At 59.5% G+C, this 17,566-nt stretch carries 10 protein-coding genes; 5 read left to right on the top strand and 5 right to left on the bottom strand.

The features are described from left to right. Window positions 1-7 precede the first annotated feature (7 nt). Window positions 8-3,559 carry a carboxypeptidase-like regulatory domain-containing protein gene (locus DHV10_RS14420; RefSeq protein ID WP_162601540.1) on the top strand — a complete coding sequence of 1,184 codons (3,552 nt, stop codon included), beginning with the start codon at window positions 8-10 and terminating at the stop codon, window positions 3,557-3,559. Window positions 3,560-3,711: 152 nt separating this feature from the next. Here the strand turns inward: DHV10_RS14420 and DHV10_RS14415 are convergent, their stop codons facing one another. Both DHV10_RS14415 and DHV10_RS14410 read right to left on the bottom strand, forming a co-directional pair. Further along, window positions 3,712-5,004: a cysteine desulfurase-like protein gene (locus tag DHV10_RS14415; protein ID WP_109487049.1), complete on the bottom strand. Its 1,293-nt coding sequence runs from the start codon at window positions 5,002-5,004 to the stop codon at window positions 3,712-3,714. 62 nt (window positions 5,005-5,066) lie between these two features. Then, a complete protein-coding gene (locus tag DHV10_RS14410) occupies window positions 5,067-5,831 on the bottom strand; it encodes a DUF72 domain-containing protein (RefSeq protein ID WP_109487048.1) in 765 nt (254 codons plus the stop codon). Between the two features lie 150 nt (window positions 5,832-5,981). Here DHV10_RS14410 and DHV10_RS14405 point away from each other — a divergent pair, with 150 nt between their 5' ends. The 4 genes from DHV10_RS14405 (at window position 5,982) to DHV10_RS14390 (ending at window position 11,181) form a co-directional block, all read left to right on the top strand. Continuing rightward, the gene (locus DHV10_RS14405) at window positions 5,982-6,863 is read left to right on the top strand and encodes a ThuA domain-containing protein (RefSeq protein WP_239461678.1); all 882 of its coding nucleotides are present in this window, start codon (window positions 5,982-5,984) and stop codon (window positions 6,861-6,863) included. Window positions 6,864-7,014: 151 nt separating this feature from the next. Further along, on the top strand, window positions 7,015-8,424 hold the full coding sequence (locus tag DHV10_RS14400) for a multicopper oxidase family protein (RefSeq protein WP_239461675.1): 1,410 nt from the start codon (window positions 7,015-7,017) through the stop codon (window positions 8,422-8,424). 68 nt (window positions 8,425-8,492) lie between these two features. Continuing rightward, window positions 8,493-9,575, top strand: a complete 1,083-nt coding sequence (locus DHV10_RS14395) for a c-type cytochrome (RefSeq protein WP_239461673.1) — start codon at window positions 8,493-8,495, stop codon at window positions 9,573-9,575. 28 nt (window positions 9,576-9,603) lie between these two features. Then, on the top strand, window positions 9,604-11,181 hold the full coding sequence (locus DHV10_RS14390) for an acido-empty-quinoprotein group A (protein ID WP_109487047.1): 1,578 nt from the start codon (window positions 9,604-9,606) through the stop codon (window positions 11,179-11,181). A gap of 57 nt (window positions 11,182-11,238) precedes the next feature. Here DHV10_RS14390 and modB read toward each other — a convergent pair whose 3' ends face one another. The 3 genes from modB to DHV10_RS14375 form a co-directional block, all read right to left on the bottom strand. Then, window positions 11,239-13,053 carry a molybdate ABC transporter permease subunit gene (gene modB / locus DHV10_RS14385; protein ID WP_204101419.1) on the bottom strand — a complete coding sequence of 605 codons (1,815 nt, stop codon included), beginning with the start codon at window positions 13,051-13,053 and terminating at the stop codon, window positions 11,239-11,241. Between the two features lie 2 nt (window positions 13,054-13,055). Further along, window positions 13,056-13,727 carry a molybdate ABC transporter substrate-binding protein gene (gene modA / locus DHV10_RS14380; RefSeq protein ID WP_204101418.1) on the bottom strand — a complete coding sequence of 224 codons (672 nt, stop codon included), beginning with the start codon at window positions 13,725-13,727 and terminating at the stop codon, window positions 13,056-13,058. 211 nt (window positions 13,728-13,938) lie between these two features. Then, complete coding sequence (locus DHV10_RS14375) at window positions 13,939-17,427, bottom strand: carboxypeptidase-like regulatory domain-containing protein (RefSeq protein WP_109487045.1); 3,489 nt, start codon at window positions 17,425-17,427, stop codon at window positions 13,939-13,941. Between the last annotated feature and the right edge of the window lie 139 nt (window positions 17,428-17,566).

Genomic DNA, 17,566 nt, shown 5'->3' with positions numbered 1-17,566 from the left:
GAAACACTTGGAAGTACGTGCCAGCCGAATTGCGAAATGCCTTGGTCTCTTCACCCTGGCCGTAGCGCTTGCATGCGCACCTCTGCTGAAGGCTCAAACTGCAGGAACGATCTCCGGCCATGTCAGCGACTCGACTGGAGCCGCTGTGGCGGGGGCGGCTATATCGATGACCAATCTTGAGACCCGAGCGGAGCGGTCGACCGTCACCACAGCCTCTGGAGACTACACATTCACTGAAGTTCCGGTGGGAACCTACAAACTTCGCGCCAGCCGGACCGGGTTCAAAACAATCACCAGCAATGCAGTCCAGGTCCAGGTGCAGCAATCGATCAGACTTGATTTCCCCTTCGAAGTGGGCGCGGTCACCGAGTCGGTTGAGGTCCAGGCCAGCGGGGCACTGCTGCAGGCGGAGAACGCAACACTCGGAACAGTGATGGAGAATGCGGCCGTCAATGAGCTGCCGCTGAATGGCAGAAATTATCTGGGCCTGGTGGTGCTCGCATCAAATGCCAACACCCTCTCTCCGAACGCGGGCCAGGCGGGAGCTCGGCTCGGCGGCGAACGCGCCAGTCAGTCCATCTCGGTCGGCGGCAATCGCATCATGTTCGACTACTTCACGCTCGATGGCGTGAATAATACCGATCCTGACTTCAACACCTACGTCGGGCTGCCCTCCGTCGACGGTATTGAAGAGTTCAAGGTGCAGACCGGCGTCTACTCAGCTGAGTTCGGCCACGAGGCTTCGCAGGTAAACGTTGTGAGCAAAGCTGGCACAAACGCGTATCACGGGTCTCTTTACGAATTCATACGGAACAACTATGTGGACGCGGATCCATACTTTTTCCCCTACAATCTCGCACCTCCCAAAGTCTTCCCATTCAAATGGAATGACTACGGGTTCGAGCTCGATGGTCCCATCCGAATTCCGAAAATCCTCGACGCACGGAACAAGTTGTTCTTCATGGTCGATGACGAATGGAGACAGATTCGATCGATAGGGCAGGGGCAGGCAGTGGTGCCCACCGCTGCACTGGCTGCCGGCGACTTCTCCGGCTACACGTACCAGGATGCGACCGGAGTGCACCCGGTGACCATCTACGACCCGGCTACGGGCGATGCAAATGGATTAGGCAAGCAGCCATTCCCCGGCAACAAGATTCCCGCTGCGAGGATGAGCCCGGTCTCAACGGCCCTCCTGAAGTATCTCGGAACCGCACCAGCGGCTCCAGCGTACACATGCTCCGGCGCCAGCTGCTCGGTCAACAACAACTACTCCTACAGTACGTCCTCTCCTCAGGACCGGCAGAGCTTGACGGTGCGTGGAGACTTCGCGCAATCGCAGAAACTGCAGTACTCGTTTCGATACAGCTCAGGCGACGAAAAGATTGTCTCAACCGGCCTGCTTGGGGCGGGCAGCAAAATCATCACCAACTACTACCAGTACATGGGCTCGAACACGTGGACAGCGACGCCGCACATTGTGAATGAAGCGCGCTTCGGCTACACGCACTTCTATAATTCCCTGGGTCTGCTGTCGGCGTTTACGCATGACGTTGTGGATGAGGTGAAGATTCCGGGTCTAAGCGGCGGCACAGCCTCGACCTGGGGCATTCCGGACGTATCGTTCGGCAATGCGGCAGGGAACCCGCTCAAGCAGATATGGAGCGGGTTCGGAGATCGCGGCGGAGATGGTCCCTACGTCGTGACCGACCCGTCATGGCAGATTGTCGACAACGTTTCATTGGTGAAGGCTAAACACTCGCTCAGGCTGGGGTACGAGTTCAACAGACAGACGTTCAACCAACTCGGTAACCAGTTTTCGCGAGGGCAATTCAGTTCTCAGCCAATTGCCACTGCTTTCAACTCCGGCGCAGGAAGCAGTCCGCTCTCAGGGGGCGATGCTCTGGCCGACTTCCTTCTCGGAAATCTGTATCAATCTACTGTTGCGGTAGCTGTTGCCAATGCGAACTACGTGCGAAACGTACAGACCGCATTCGTAGACGACGCCTACAAGATCCTGCCGAAGCTGACGATCGATGCCGGCCTCAGATACGAGCTTACGCCACCCTGGAATGACACCTTGGGCAACAACTTCACCGTTGGCATTCCGGTTCTGCCCGCGCATTATGCGATCAGCACGACGTATCAGCAGAATCAGTGGCCCTATTACGTGCGTCAAGGTAACTGCTCGCCGGATCACGTCTACGACGGCCTCGCTATTCGCTGGACGGCGAGTACGGTGGGCAACGGTCCGCCACCGGTTTGCAGCAATGGAAAGCTGCCCAATGGTCCTTTAATGGATACGCAGTACAACAACTTCGCACCCCGGCTGGGCATCTCGTTCTCGCCGAATGCAACGACGGTTGTTCGCGTCGGATACGGAATCTTCTACAGCCAGGACATCGGCAACTCTTATTTCGACATGGCGCGCAATATCGCGGGACGCGTTACGTATACAAACGCGAATGGGGTTGCGCCCTACGGCACCTCCACCCTGTCGTGGGGCAATGCAACGCCCGGAGCTGGAGGCGGAGCAATCGCCAATCTCCCGCCAACCACGGTGGCCTTTGTGATGGCAAAGACCCACAAGACGACCTATGCGGAGCAGTATCTGTTGAACCTGCAGCGGCAGTTTGGGCAGAACTGGTCAGTGGAGCTTGGTTATCAGGGAGCACAGAGCAAGCATCTGTATGGCTTCAGAAATATCAACATTGCCACTCCGGCAGGATATGTTCCCAACGGAACCGGCACTTCCGTGAAGTTCCGGACTCCGTTCGCAAACATGGGCGGTATTCAGTACGTTCACGATGAAGGCATCGGCAACTACAACGCTCTCAGCGCGAAAGCGACTCGCCGCTTCAGCAATGGCTTCAACGTGATCGGCTCCTACACATGGGCAAAATCTCTGGATGAGACGAGCGGAGTTCGAGTGCAGGGAAACGATCCGTTGTTTCCGCAAGACAATCGCTGTCTGCGGTGCGACTACGGCCTGTCCGCGTTTGACGTCAGGAATCGAATCGTCATTTCAACGCTCTACGAGCTGCCGATTGGTCCCGGCAAATTGCTTCGCGTTAGCAACCGTGGTGTCAACGCACTTGTGGGCGGTTGGCAGTTGGGAGGCATCTTTACTCATCAGACAGGAGCGATCGCGACGCCTCAAGATGGGATTGACCGCTCCAGCATTCAGGGCGCTGGCGGCAACTACGACCGGCCCAACGCAACGGGCAAGAGTCCTTACCTGGAGGGAAGCGCACGCACGCTCAACGATTGGGTGAACCCGGCGGCATACCAGCTTGCGCCGGTCGGCTTTTTCGGCAGTGCGCATCGAGGCAGCTTCACCGGCCCGGCTGTCACGAATCTCGACGCATCGCTGCACAAAGTCCTGCAGATGCCATACAACGAGAAGCACCAGCTCTCGATTCGCTTTGAAGCGTTCAACGCGCTGAATCATCCGAATTGGAACAACCCCAACATGACCTTTACGTCGCCGACATTCGGCAGAATCAGCGGAACCGGCGCAATGCGCCAACTGCAACTCGCAGCGAAGTATCAGTTCTAGTCTGGTTAGGATACCCAGAGCACTCTCGGGAGTGCTCTGGGTATCGTACAGTTCCACTCTCAGGGCTAATTCCGCCCAGTTCTTCTGTGGGTTCGATTCCCCCCTCGTCCGCCACCCCTCCACCTATTCCGACGCATGTTGCGCGGGTCACGTCACGCGCCGGCGGCCGGCCCCTTGCCCCGCGCAAAATCATGCAGTGCACTGACCAACCGATCTACTTCCTCCAGCGTGTTGTAGTGCACCAGGCCGATGCGCAGCATTCCGCCTTTGCCTTCTACGCCGAGCCGGTCTGACAGATTCAGCGCGTAGTAATTGCCGTCCCAGGTGAACATGCCGCGTTCGGCCAGAAACTCGGCGATTGTCTTCGGGTGATGATCGCCGATGCGCAGCGAAAGCGTCGAGCAGCGTTCCGCGAATCGATGCGGGTCGGTGATCCCAAAGATGCGCAGGCCCGGCACCGTCTGCAAGCCCTCCATCATCTTCTCCAGCAGGATGCGCTCGTAAGCCACCGTCGCGTTGTACGCCGCGGCAATGGCCTCACGGCGTTTTCCGGCGAGTGAATCGGTTCGGCGACCCAGTCCCGCGATGTAGTCGACTGCTGCACCCACGCCGGCAATCAGCTCGTGCGCCAGGGTTCCGGTCTCCCAGCGCTCCGGAATCTGATCGCTCGAAGGCCGAACTTTGTACGGCCGTAGACGCTCGAGGTGCTCGCGCTTGCCGTAGAGCGTTCCCATATGCGGCCCGAAAAACTTGTAAGGGGAGCAGACCAGAAAATCGCAGTCAAGTTCTTTCACGTCGATCAGGCCGTGCGGCGCATAGTGCACCGCGTCGATGTACGTCAGGGCCCCTGCCTGGTGCGCGAGCTGCGTGATCTCTCGAACCGGGTTAATGCTTCCGACAGAATTCGACGCATACCCGACGGCCACGAGCCGGGTGCGGCGGTTCAATTTGCTCTTGAGATCGTCGAGATCCAGCGTGCAGTCTTCCTCACGAATATCGGCAACGCGAATGGTGACGCCCTTCTCTTCCAGCGCCTTCCACGGAGAGAAGTTTGCGTCGTGGTCCAGAACTGTCAGCAGGATCTCGTCGCCCGGTCCGAGCTCTCTCCCGATAGCGCGGGAGAACCCAAACGTGAGGGTCGTCATGTTCTGGCCGAAGACAACTTCATCGCTGCTGCAGTTCACGAAGTCCGCCATGGCCGCTCTCGCACCGGCGATCATCGCGTCGCTGCGGCGGCTGGTGTCGAACGCGCCGCCGTGATTGGCGTTGCACTGCGTCAGGTAGCCCTGAATGGCCGCGATCACCGAAGCAGGCACCTGTGTCCCCGCGGGCCCATCCAGAAAGGTCGCAGCGTTGCCGTTCACCCGCGCCTCAAGCGAAGGAAACTGCGACCGGACCCAATCAATATCCAACGTTTCTCGGATGGCTGTTCCAGTAGTGCTCATGCTCTCTTCTCCCAATACACACGTGAAGTCTATAACGCGCGTTCCGCCACAACGTCAGCCCTTTATCGCCCTCTCTGTTCCGCATTGAGTTCCCTCTCCAGCCACAAAGCGTTCCCAGTTGCGTGGCCCAGTGCCGTGTTGTCGAAGATGACCCACGTCTCTGTCTCGTTCGACAAGCAATCGTCCGATCGCAGTCGCTCTACAAATCCCCGCAGCCACGGCTCTTCATACTCCGAGTAGTAAGTGCGCAGCGCACCATGAAGCCGCCAATATCGCAGCCCCGCCCAGCCTCCCGGGTTCTCAGCTTTTTCAGAGCCCTTCGGCGGGTCAGCGGCTACGCGAGCGACCTCAAAATCCCGCAGCAGACGATCAGCAGAAGCCGCAAACCAACTCGCATGGCGAGGCTCCAGCGCCACACTACCCTGATGCAGCTCCCGCATTGTGCTGAAGAACTCGCGTGCTACACCCTCGTCGAACTCAAGCTTGGGAGGAAGCTGCACCAGCACCGGGCCCAGCTTCTCTCCCAGACCGGCCACTGAGTCGAAGAAGTCATGAAGCGCGCCGCCTGTATTCACCAGGCCGGCTGTGTGGGTCACCGTCTTCGGCGCTTTCACGGCAAAGCGGAAATGCGGCGGAGTGATCGCTGCCCAACGTTCCCAGGTTGCTCGTCGATGCGGCCCGTGAAAGCTGGAGTTGATTTCAACGCAGCGTAGCCGCGCTGCGTAGCGCTCCAGATGCGAGATCTTCGACCCTTCAATCGCCTGCGAAAACAGCGGTAAATGTTGTCGCGGGACTGTCCAGCCTGCCGTACCAACCAACAAGGGCATACATGCAGACTACGACGACCGCTTGCGGCATACCGCGCCGACGGGTGACGACCTCCTCACACCCGCCTCGCACGCAGGCATTAGAATTGGTGCGTTCAAAAAGGGCGGCTGAGCCATCGCTCTGAGTTGCTGCTCAAAAAAGGAGATCCCTTGCGCATCGCACGTCGTTCTTTCATCTTTTCCTGCGGGCTGCTTGCCGCTCTCGCATCCACCCAGTTGCCGCGAGCCTGTGCACAGACCTCGCCGGATATGCCCCCTGCTCCACGCGCCAAACAGGTGCACATGAAGCACGTCCTCGTCATCGGGCAGACCAAGGGCTTTGAGCACGACTCGATTCCCGACGCCATGGCCGCCGTCTACAACATGGGCAAGGAAACCGGCCTGTGGGACACTGTGATCCGTACCGACACCGAGCTTCTGACCAAGAAGGATCTCGGCCGGAATGCGAGAAACCTCGGCTACTTTGATGTAGTTGTCTTCGCCAGCACCACGGGTGAACTTGACCTGGATGATGCCCAGAAGAAAGACTTCCTCTCTTTTGTCCATGATGATGGCAAGGGATTCGTCGGAATTCACGCTGCTCTGGACACGAACTACAAATGGCCTGAGTACGGAGAAATGATCGGCGGGTGGTTCGATCAGCATCCGTGGATGACCTTCAATGCGCCCATCATCAACGAAGCCGCGGATTTCCCGGCCGTGCGCCACTTCCCCAAGTCATTCGTCAAGTACGACGAGATCTATCAGCCCAAGGAGTGGTCGCGCGACAAAGTGAATGTGTTGCTGAGTCTCGACCCCAACAAGCTCAACTACGCGAACAACGATCGAGTACATCGCACCGATCACGACTTCGCCGTAGCGTGGAGCAAGATGTACGGCAAGGGACGCGTCTTCTACTCGACACTGGGACACACCGAGGAGTCGTGGAATGATCCCGACGTCCGCAAGATGTACTTCGAAGCCATCAAGTGGGCTCTCTTCATGACGTACGGCAGCACGGACAGCCATCCTCGGCCAGCCGCAGCCCAGTGATCTCAGTCCTTGGACTGCGGTCGAACTCAAAGCTGCATCCAATTCTCGGGACGGAGACGTTTACATCTGCGCCTTCGTCCTAAGAGAATGGTGGTCGTGCCGCTCTGTGCCGGGTTGAAGCGGCACGGCAGAACCCGAACCGGAAAACACCTTGAAATCTTCCCTTCTTCAAATCAGCCGCAGAGATTTTCTCGCTTCAGCCGGAATGCTCGCTGCAAGCAACGCGCTCCCTCGCATGCTGAAAGCCCAGGCAACCCCGGCCGGCAAAGCCGATCACACGCTTCGCATCGAGCCCTGCAATCTGGAGATTGCTCCCAACATCTCCGTCAAAACGCTCGCCTATAACGGCCAGGTGCCGGGGCCGCTTCTCAGGCTGCGAGAAGGCGTGCCCGTCACCATCGACGTGACAAATGCGGCGAACGCGGCGGACATCACTCACTGGCACGGCCTCGCCATCGATTCGCTCAATGACGGCGCCATGGAAGAAGGCTCGCCGATGATCGCCGCCGGGCAGACGCATCGCTACTCCTTCAGGCCGAAGCCCGCAGGCACGCGCTGGTATCACACGCATGCCGGCGCATACGGCAATCTGGCCATGGGCACCTACACCGGTCAGTTCGGATTTTTGCTCATCGAGGGCAGCCAGTCGATGCCCCAGCACGATCTTGAAGTGAATCTCGCGATCCATCACTGGGAGCCGTCGTTTGTGCCCATGGTTGAGAACATGCGCGCCGAGTCCGCCAACGTGCCTTTGACCAGCGGCTCCGACGTCGGCTACAAATACGCGACCATCAACGACCGCATGCTCGGCGCCGGCGAGCCCATTCGAGTGAAGAAGGGGCATCGCGTGCTTATGCGTCTGCTCAACGCTAGCGCCACTGAGAATGTGGTTCTTGCACTTCCGGGTCATCGCTTCACCATCATCGCCATGGACGGGAACCCCGTTCCGAAGCCCGCAAGCGTTGAGGTGCTCTCGCTCGCAGTCGCCGAGCGTGTCGACGCCATCGTGGAGATGAACACCCCCGGAGTGTGGATACTCGGCTCCACTATCGAGAAATCCCGCAAGATGGGCCTGGGCGTTGTGATCGAGTACGCCGGCCAATCCGGCTCGCCGGTGTGGAAAGACCCCGCGCCCGCAGAATGGGATTACACCCAATTTGCGAACACGGCTACCGCGCCCGAGCCGGACGAGAAATTTGTACTCACGTTTCGCGACATCGGTCCCCAAAAGGGCTCGCAGTTCGACACCTGGACCATCAACAACAAGTCGTGGCCAGATGTCGAACCGCTTACCGTCCACGCAGGCAAGCGCTACCGGCTCATTTTCCGCAACGGCAGCGGCGATCAGCATCCGATTCACCTTCATCGCCATACGTTCGAAGTCACGAAGATCGGCGACAAGCATCTCAGCGGGCTCAGGAAAGACGTCATCAACGTCATGCCGCTCGACACTGTCGAAGTGGACTTCATTGCCGACAATCCTGGCGACACGCTCTGGCACTGCCATCAGCAGCTGCACATGGATTACGGATTCATGCAATTGATCAAGTACGCGACTTAAGTACGCGCCGCAGACAGCCGCCGTCCTGAAAGCAACCAGAACAGTTCAAACTCCAAGGGGTTTCAGCATTGGACAAATTGAAAGCGGTTCGAGCCGCTCTTTCGTTTACCGCGGTGATTGCGGGCATATCGATCGGATCGGTTTTTGCGACGAGCGCCGGGTCAGCCGGACCCGCTGCAGCGCAATCGCACACTGACGCACCTGTAGTGAAAGAGCCCGGCGCGGAGGTGTACGCAAAGCACTGCGCTATCTGCCACGGCGATCAGCGCGAGGGCAATCTGCCCGGCTTTCCCCCGCTGCTCGGCATAGCGCATCGCATGTCGAACGACAAAATCACAGACTTGATCCACGCAGGGAAGGGGCGCATGCCGGCGTTCCCCAGCGTCAAGGACGCCGAGCTAACCTCGCTTCTGCACTTTCTCTCCACAGGTGAGTCGGCGCCATCCGCTGCTGGAGTCGCCGGTACAGGCGGAGCGCTCTCCAAGGCCGGCGCGCAGCTCTTTCAGCAGAACTGCGCTTTCTGCCATGGCCGCGATGCCATGGGCGGAGAGACCGGTCCGGATCTGACCCAATCGAAACTCGTCCGCAAAGATCGCACCGGCGATGAAATCAGCAAGGTCATCCACGAGGGTCGCCCCGACAACAAGATGCCCGCCTTCAACTTCTCCGATCAAGAGACGCGCAGCATCATCGCCTTCATTCGCGAGCGCGAGGCTGAGGCCGTTGCTCACCCTGGCGGCCGTCGCGGCGTCTCGGTTGCCGACCTCCAAACCGGAAATGCTGCGGAAGGGAAGCGCTACTTCGAAGGCGCAGGCGGCTGCGCAAAGTGCCATTCGCCCACGGGCGATCTGGCCGGCATTGCATCGCGTCACGAGGGACTCGACCTCGAACAGCGCATGCTCTATCCGCGGAACGCGAAAAGCAAAGTCACTGTCACGCTGCAGTCTGGCGAAAACGTCTCGGGTGTCCTGGCCTATCGCGACGAGTTCACCATTGCGCTGAAAGACGCGAACGGAGTCTATCGTTCATGGCCTGCCGATCGCGTGCGATACAAGGTGGATGCGCCCGTCGAAGCCCACGTCGACCTCTTCCCCAAATACACAGACGACGATGTCCACAACCTGATGGCTTATCTGCAGACTCTGCGCTGATGCGCTGTTGCTCTAGAGGTTTTGATTGATGAAGTCCGTGAACCATCTATTCCGTTTGCTGCTAGCGTTGCTTCTCGTCTGTTTTGCTCCGGTTGCCAGGACGAGCGCTCAGGATCTGGAGGACGCACAACTCCTGCATCCAAAGGCCGACTCGTGGCCCATGTATCACGGCGACTACTCCGGCCGGCGGCACGTCAGCTTTACGCAAATCAATCCGCAGAACGTGCACGCTCTCTCGCTTGCCTGGGTCTTCCAGACCAATCAGCAGGCTCAGATCAAGTCTTCGCCTCTTCTCGTGGATGGCGTTCTCTACTTCACCGTGCCGGAGAACATCTGGGCTGTCGACGCGCGCTCCGGCCACATGATCTGGCACTATCATCGTCCTTCGCCCAAGGGCGATCACATCGGGCATCGCGGCGTGGCGATGTACAAAGGCTGGCTCTACTTCACTACGCCCGACTGCCACCTGATCTCGCTCAATGCCAAAGACGGGAGCGTGCGCTGGGACAAGCTGATCGCCGATGTCGACAAGGGCTACTGGACCACGATGGCGCCCCTCGTAGTGAAGGGACACGTCATCACCGGCGTCTCCGGCGACTTCGACAACCTCACCGGCTACCTGCGCTCTTTCGATCCCGAATCCGGCGCTATTCAGTGGCAGTGGAATGCGACGCCTCCCGCGGGAACTCCGAACGCGACAACCGGCGGCATGACGTGGATGACCGGAACCTACGATCCTGAGCTGAACCTTCTTTACTGGGGTACCGGCAACCCCACCCCAGTGCTGAACGGCCAGACGCGCCCCGGCGTCAACCTTTACACCTGCAGCATCGTCGCCCTCAATCCCGACACAGGCAAGCTCGCGTGGGGCTTCTCCGTCTCTCCGCACGACACGCACGATTGGGACGCTGTTGAAACGCCGGTTCTCGTCGACGGTACCTTCCACGGCAAGCCGCGCAAGATGCTCATGCAGACCTCGCGCAACGGCTACTTCTTCGTCCTCGATCGCACCGACGGCAAGAGCCTGCTTACGCTTCCTTATGGCCCTGTGAACTGGACCACCGGCATCGACAAGGAAGGCCATCCGATTCCGAACCCGCAGAAGGAACCCGCGCCCGATGGCCGCCTCATCGCTCCCGATGAAGGTGGCCTGACCAACTACCGCGCGCCCAGCTTCGATCCCAAAGCCGGCCTCTTCATCGTGAGCGCGCACCCCAGCTGGAGCATCTACTTCGCGAAGCCATCCGACGGCGCTTACGGCTGGGCCGGCGCGGACTACGGCTTGTGGGGCAAGGGCGTCCTCGAAGCCATCGATTACCAGACCGGCAAAATTCGCTGGAGCCATGAACTCGGCGACGGCGGGTCCGGCGCAGGCGTAATGACCACCGACTCAGGCCTCACAGTCACCGGCGACGCGCACGGCAACATGCTCATCCTCAACACAAGCAACGGAAAGACCCTATGGCATGCGGGAACCGGCTCGCCGATTCAGAGCTCGCCCATCAGTTATGAGCTAGACGGCCGTCAATACATCGTCACCAGCAGCGGCGGACTCCTCTTCGCGTGGGCTCTGCCCGCAAACTCGGTTCAGCCGCTGCGGCGCTGACCGGCCCCAGATGACCCGGGATGTCTCTCGTATCTGTCTGGTGCTCCGGTCGCAATGCTAGCGAAGCATCAACAATCGTTCGGGCGTCAGCTGGATCTTCCACGGTTGCGGCTTCGAACTAAGCTCCCGCCATAGTTCTTTCGGCACGTCGGCCTGCAGGTGCGCGGTATCGCCCGGCCCGGCAGACGAGTGTATTCGAAGATACAGCGTCATCTCGTGCGGCGCTTCGCTTGTGCTCACAAGCCAGCACGGAAAGATGTTCTCTCCCGGTCCACCATCGACAAACCGGATCTGGTGCGAGCGCAATCCAACGTGGCTCACCGAGGCATCCACCGTTCGTGCGGTAGCCAGTTCGCAGTTCCACCCCGGAACAGAAATCTTGTTCGCCCCGATCGCAACCGCCGCCACGATGTTCTTGCAACCAGTGAGCCGTGCCGCCGCTACCGTCCCGGGATCCTCAAAGAGCCGATGTTTCGGCCCGCTCGCAATGACACTGCCCCCATCCAGAACCAGCAGCTCCGAGCAAAACCGAAATGCCTCCTCCATATCGTGCGTAACAAACACCACCGGACCTCGAAATTCAGCGAGAGCGAGCCGCAGCTGCTCCTCCGTCTGTCTCCGCAGGTGCGGATCGAGCGCGGCAAAGGGTTCATCCAGCAGTAGCGCGTCAGGCTCTGTCGCCATGCAGCGCGCAATCGCCACTCGCTGCCTCTGTCCTCCGGAGATTTCGCGTGGATAGCGATTCGCCAGTTCGCTGATCTGCAGCGATGCAAGCTGCCGGTCGACGCGTCTTCTACGTTCGTCTTCCGGCAGCCCGCGAACGCCGAACCCGACATTTTCCGCCACCGTCAGGTGAGGGAACAGCGCGTAATCCTGAAACACGACTCCGATGCGCCTGCGCGCAGCCGGCACGTTCTCTTTCCTGTCTCTATCAAACAGAACACGATCGTTCAGCACAATGCGGCCGCGATCGGGCGCCGTCAACCCCGCAATCATGCGCAGTGTCATCGACTTTCCCGCGCCAGACGGGCCTAGAAGCCCCACCGCCCTCTGTGCCGCTCGCAGCGAAACGTTCAGGCTGAAGTTCTCGAGACGCCGCTCCACCTCCACCTGAAGGCCACCTGCATTGCCTCCCTCGCCGGCCGGTCGCGCTGGTGGAATCACGATGCCTTTAGCTGCTTCTGCCGCAACAGCGTTCGTCGGGTCCGCCGGCTTTCGTTTTCGCTCGTAATGCAGCAGCCGAATAATCGCCAGTGAAAGCACAACAATGAGACCAACCCAGAGCAGTGCGCCGCGCATATCCCCGCTCTCCGCGGCAGAAAAAATCGCGATCGGCATCGTCTGCGTGCGGCCGGGTATATTGCCCGCCAGCATCAGTGTTGCGCCGAACTCGCCCATGGCCCGCGCGAACGCCAGCACCGTCCCCGCGAGTACCCCCGGTGCTGCAAGCGGCAACTGAACACGGCGGAAGACCAACGACTCTGAAGCTCCCAGCGTGCGTGCAGCCTGCAGCAGTGTCGGATTCACCTGTTCGAGCGCTCCCAGCGACGTCCGATACATCAACGGAAACGCAACCACAGTCGCCGCGATCACCGTCGCCGGCCACGAGAAGACAATCGTCATTCCAACCTTCTCGAGCATCTGTCCGGTGAAGCTTCGGCGGCCGAAAACCAGCAGCAGAAAAAATCCGACCACGGTCGGCGGCAGAACCAGAGGCAGCGTTAATACGCCGTCGATCCAAGCCCGCACCGGCCCGCGCACCTCCGTCATCGCGCGCGCCGCAAACAATCCCAGAAAAAAGGTAGCCACCGTTGCCGTGCACGTAGTCGCAGTCGAGATAAGCAGCGGAGATGGGTCGAACGCCAGCGGCACGGTTACGCCATTCTAAATCCGTGCCGTTCGAAGATCGCCTTTGCCGCCGGAGATCGCAGAAACGCGATGAACTCCCGCACTGCAGCATCTTCGTTCGACTTCCTGATCTGGGCCACTGGATACACGATCGGATCGTGCGAGCCGTCAGGCGCGATAGCCACAATCCGCACCTTCTTCGAAATCTCCGCATCTGTTGCGTACACCAGCCCCGCATCGGCATCGCCGGTTTCAACGTACGTGAGCACCTGGCGCACATCCTTGCCAAGCACAATCTTCGACTGGAGTGCGTCATACAGGTGAAGAGATACAAGCGTCTGCTTTGCATACTGCCCCGCCGGCACGCTTTCCGGATCGCCCAGCGCAACCGTACGCACCGACTTGCCGGCGAGCCAATGAAACCCCTTCAGGTCAGAACCGCCCAATCCGCCCGGAGCAATCAATACCAGAGCATTGCGCAGCAGATCCGCTCGCGAACCCTGCACCAGCAATCCCTCCCGCTCAAGCTGGTCCATCGGCTTCGCTCCGGCAGAGATCAATGCATCAACCGGCGCGCCCTCCTCGATCTCCCGCGCCAGCGTCCCTGAAGCCCCGAAGTTATTTCGGAACTCCACAGCATGATCACGCTTGTACGCGGCCTCCACCTCTGTAATCGAATCCTGCAGGCTCGCTGCCACGGATAGCGTCATTGTCGTGCGAGGTTGACGCCGGCATCCGCCGAGTGACAGGCCCAGACACAGGAGCACGATCCATCGCTGAGTCCTGTCCTTGCCTCGAATGTGCAAACTCATGCGCCGGCACCATCTCCCCCTCCATCAGAAAACGTTGCGCCCCAAAAACAAGGGCGCAACGGAAAACTCCGCCGCGCCCCAAGACTTCCTCAAAGATTTAGAAGTTCAGTTTTGCTCCAAACTGCAGCACGCGCGGATCCCACGTCGTTGTGGGCTGTCCAAAGGTGCTGTTGCCGAAGCTCGAGCCAACGTTGTTGAACTCCGTGTGGTTGAACGTGTTGAACGACTCCGCGCGGAATTCAAAATTCGTGCTCTCGTGAATTTTGAACGTCTTGTAAAGCGAGGTGTCGAAGTTGAAGCGTCCCGGCCCGAGCACAATGTCCTTGCGCGCGTTGCCAAAGCCGTTGTTCGGGCCGCCCGCCCACACAGGTATCGGAGCGGAGAAGGCCGACGTATCGAACCACTGCGTCGACTTCTTCAGGTATTTGGGGTGTCCGTTGACATTCGGACGGTTGGTGTAGCCGCCACCCAGCCCGATCGGGTCGTAGTTGATTGCCAGTCCGGGACCTTGGTTAGCAATGATGGTCCCCGACTCAGCCGTTGCCACGCCTGCAATCTGCCATCCGCCGAGCACCGAGCCGACGAAGCCCTTGCTGTGCGCGAAGATCGGCAGCAGGTACACGTAGTTGGCACTGAGGATATGCCGCCGATCGAGCGCGCCCGAACCCCTGTCGTACTTCAGGTCGAACGGATTGCTCACGGTGTTCAGATCGTAGGTCGTGATGTCGATCTCGTGTGACCAGGTGTAATCGATCTCGCCCGTCAGTCCGTGTTTGCCCTGAGCGCGAAGACCAGTCTGGAAGCCGTTGTAGTTGCCGTTCGTGGTGTTCTCTTCCTGAGTGATCGACGAGTACCCCTGGAACGTGCGGTAGAAGTCCGGGTTGGAAAGGTTCGTTCCGCCGGGATTCGTGCCGCTGTTGTTGTTGGGATCACCCGCGTTTGCACGGATGTTTAAAGGTGTCGTCAAAGGATAGTTGTTGATCGGCCGCTCGATGTTCTGGTGCCACGCCGTATTGCCGACGTACTGCACCACCCAGATCACAGAAGGAGCAAGCTGCTTCTGCAGTCCCAGGCTGTACTGTGCAACGGCCGGCGCCGGGTAGTACGGATCGAGGTTCGTGATCGAAGTGGGGAAGAACGGGGTGCTGGCAGCCGCGCCCGTCACCCAGCTTGTATGCGGATCGGAGACATACACGTTCGATGCCTTCGGGTTATAGGCAAACGGCGGGTTGGTAGCGGCGTTGTAGATGTCGTTACCCTGCATGCGCTCATAGAACGTGCCAGCGCCACCGCGCAGCACCGTGGTCCCGTTCCCGTGAATATCCCACGAGAACCCAACGCGCGGCTGCCACGTCATGAAGTCGTTCTTCACCAGGCCGCGAGGAGTCCCACCCTGGTTGGCAAGCTGAATGCCGTTCAAGTAGAACGGCGTGTTGTTCACCTGTGCGAACCCCGGCCCGTTCGGATCGAGGATGCCGTTGGAAGCAGCTCCCGCGCAGGGCGTAACCACGGTACCGGTAGTGCAGTCCCACACTGGCGCGGCCGCTGCAGAGTACGCGCTTGGGTTGAAGTTGGCTACGTCGTTGCTGCGTTCCCATGCGTGCGGCAGGGCATCGTAGCGGAACCCCAGTTGCAAGCTGAGATTCTTGCTCACGTGCCAGTTGTCGTTCGCATAGAACGAATAAGTCTGGTTGACGTAGTGGCGGGTCGGCAACTGCTGGAACTGCGAATAGCTGCTCGCAAGGCCCATCAGGAAGTCCATCATGCCGTCGCCCGAGAGATTGCCAAAGCTGAAGTTGCCTTCCGGATCTCCAAACAACTGCTGGTTCTTCGTATAGCGGTTGTAGCCGAAGCCGAACTTGAACGCGTGCACCCCGCGTGTCCACGAAATGTCGACCTTCGGATCGTAGTCCTGCGCTGCGTTGTGCCACGGCGCCGAACCCATATCTTCTGCGGTGTTGTAGGGATTGCCGAACCCCGTGATGCCGGGCAGCGATCCTGACCCGTTCTTGAAGAAGCCGTTGACTGCCCATCCGCTCGGCAGCAGCGAATTCTTGCTGTTCGTGATGTCGATCGTGTTGCCGTCGTAGTTCATGCTGGCTTCCACCAGCAGATTCGGGTTGATGGTTCCGCTGATCTTGATCGCGGCCGAGTTCGCGGGGTTTGCCAGCGTACTGGTGACCGTGTTGTAGCTCGCCCAGAGCCAGCCCAGCATGGGAGCTGCATTACCCTGCATCACCGAGTTGTGCTCGTAGTGCCCCATGATCTGCCACTTGGGCGATATCTGGTGATCGATGCGAACAATGTCGTCGCGAACATTGATCGGCGTCTCCGCCTGCGACACGACCTGGTCATTCGAGTTGCCCGGATGCGGAATCACCCCCGTGCCGAAATAAAGCACCGAATTCGGATCGAACAGAGCCGCCGGAATCACATTCCCAGGGAACGAACCGCCCGGGACCAGGCCGAGCGACGCAAGTTTCGCGTTGAACGCAGGATCGGTAACCTTCGGCACCCGAAGCGTTGTACTGCTCGCAAACGCCGGCGCAACGTAGTGCAGGTTCTGTCCCGCTGTCGGAAAGTCCGCCGCAGGAAGCGTATTGACCAGCGTTGGCGTGCTCCCCTGGATCAGCTTGCGCCACTCTTCATTCCAGAAGAAGAACGTCCTCCTCGGTTTCTGCCACGGAAGAATCGGACCGCCAATGTTGCCGCCGAAGATGTTGTAGTTCAGCTTCTGCCGAGGCGTCACCTTGTCCCCGGCCTTCACATTTTTGTTGAACCAGTTGTTCGCGTCGAACACGGTGTTGCGGTTGAACTCGAAAAGCTCACCGTGATAGTGCTGCGTGCCGCTCTTGAACGCGAGAGTGATCGTCGCTCCCGAAGAGATACCGTAGTCCGGCGGGTAATTGCTGGTCAGCGTCTGGAACTCGGCGATCGCGTCCTGCGACGGCATGATATCCATGCCGCCCGCGCCGCCGCGGTCGTCCGCTTCCGTGCCGTCGATCAGCCAGATGTTGTGGCTCTGCCTCAGGCCGTTGATGCTGATGGTGAAGTTCGCCGCCACCGAAGTCGGCGTGTTGTTGTCCGGCAGCGCCGAGCTCACGCCCATACCTAGGGCCGCCAGCGCTGCGAAATTCCGGTTCTCCGTTGCGATGTGCGTGATCTGTTCGGAACTGATCAGGCTGCTCACGACGTTGGAGTCGGTCTGAACCGTCAGCGCGTCGGCCTGCACCGTCACTGTCTCTGCCGCAGTTCCCACCTTCATCTGCACGTCGTTCCGCAGTGTGCGGGAGACGTTCAGCACGATGTTCTTGGCGCTATAGTTCTGGAATCCCGAGGCCGTCGCCTGCAGGGAATAGGTTCCGATGTTGAGGTTTGGGAAGTTGAAAAGCCCGGCGTTGTCGGTCGTGACTGTTCGGGTGAAGCCGGTGCTTTGTTCGGTGATGGTCACCTGGGCGTTGGGAATGACGTTGCCCGAAGGGTCGGTGACGATACCGGTGATGTCTGAATTCTGCTGCGCATAAAGCCGGACAAATGCGAACAGCAGAAATGCCAGCAAGAGCGCTTTGCTCTTGAGCAATTGCATGTCTGCCTCCAGAAAAGTTGAACCGTACGTTGTTTTGGTCTATCCCGGTCCTGACTATCCGGCCGGAACAGGTATGGCTGCTTCCAAGCGGTAAATGAAGCCGAATACCCTCGGTGGTCCAAACTCAACCTGGTCCGGA

Origin of the sequence: Occallatibacter savannae (genome assembly GCF_003131205.1) — a bacterium.
Taxonomy (GTDB): Bacteria; Acidobacteriota; Terriglobia; order Terriglobales; family Acidobacteriaceae; genus Telmatobacter; species Telmatobacter savannae.
The sequence above is the reverse complement of the archived record's forward strand: the minus strand, read 5'-3'. Positions and strand labels throughout refer to the sequence as shown.

Coding starts and splice junctions, on each gene's coding strand:
- DHV10_RS14415 (WP_109487049.1), bottom strand. CDS start 5,004: ATGAGCACTACTGGAACAGCCATCCGAGAAACGTTGGATATTGATTGG.
- DHV10_RS14390 (WP_109487047.1), top strand. CDS start 9,604: ATGAAGTCCGTGAACCATCTATTCCGTTTGCTGCTAGCGTTGCTTCTC.
- DHV10_RS14410 (WP_109487048.1), bottom strand. CDS start 5,831: ATGCCCTTGTTGGTTGGTACGGCAGGCTGGACAGTCCCGCGACAACAT.
- DHV10_RS14375 (WP_109487045.1), bottom strand. CDS start 17,427: ATGCAATTGCTCAAGAGCAAAGCGCTCTTGCTGGCATTTCTGCTGTTC.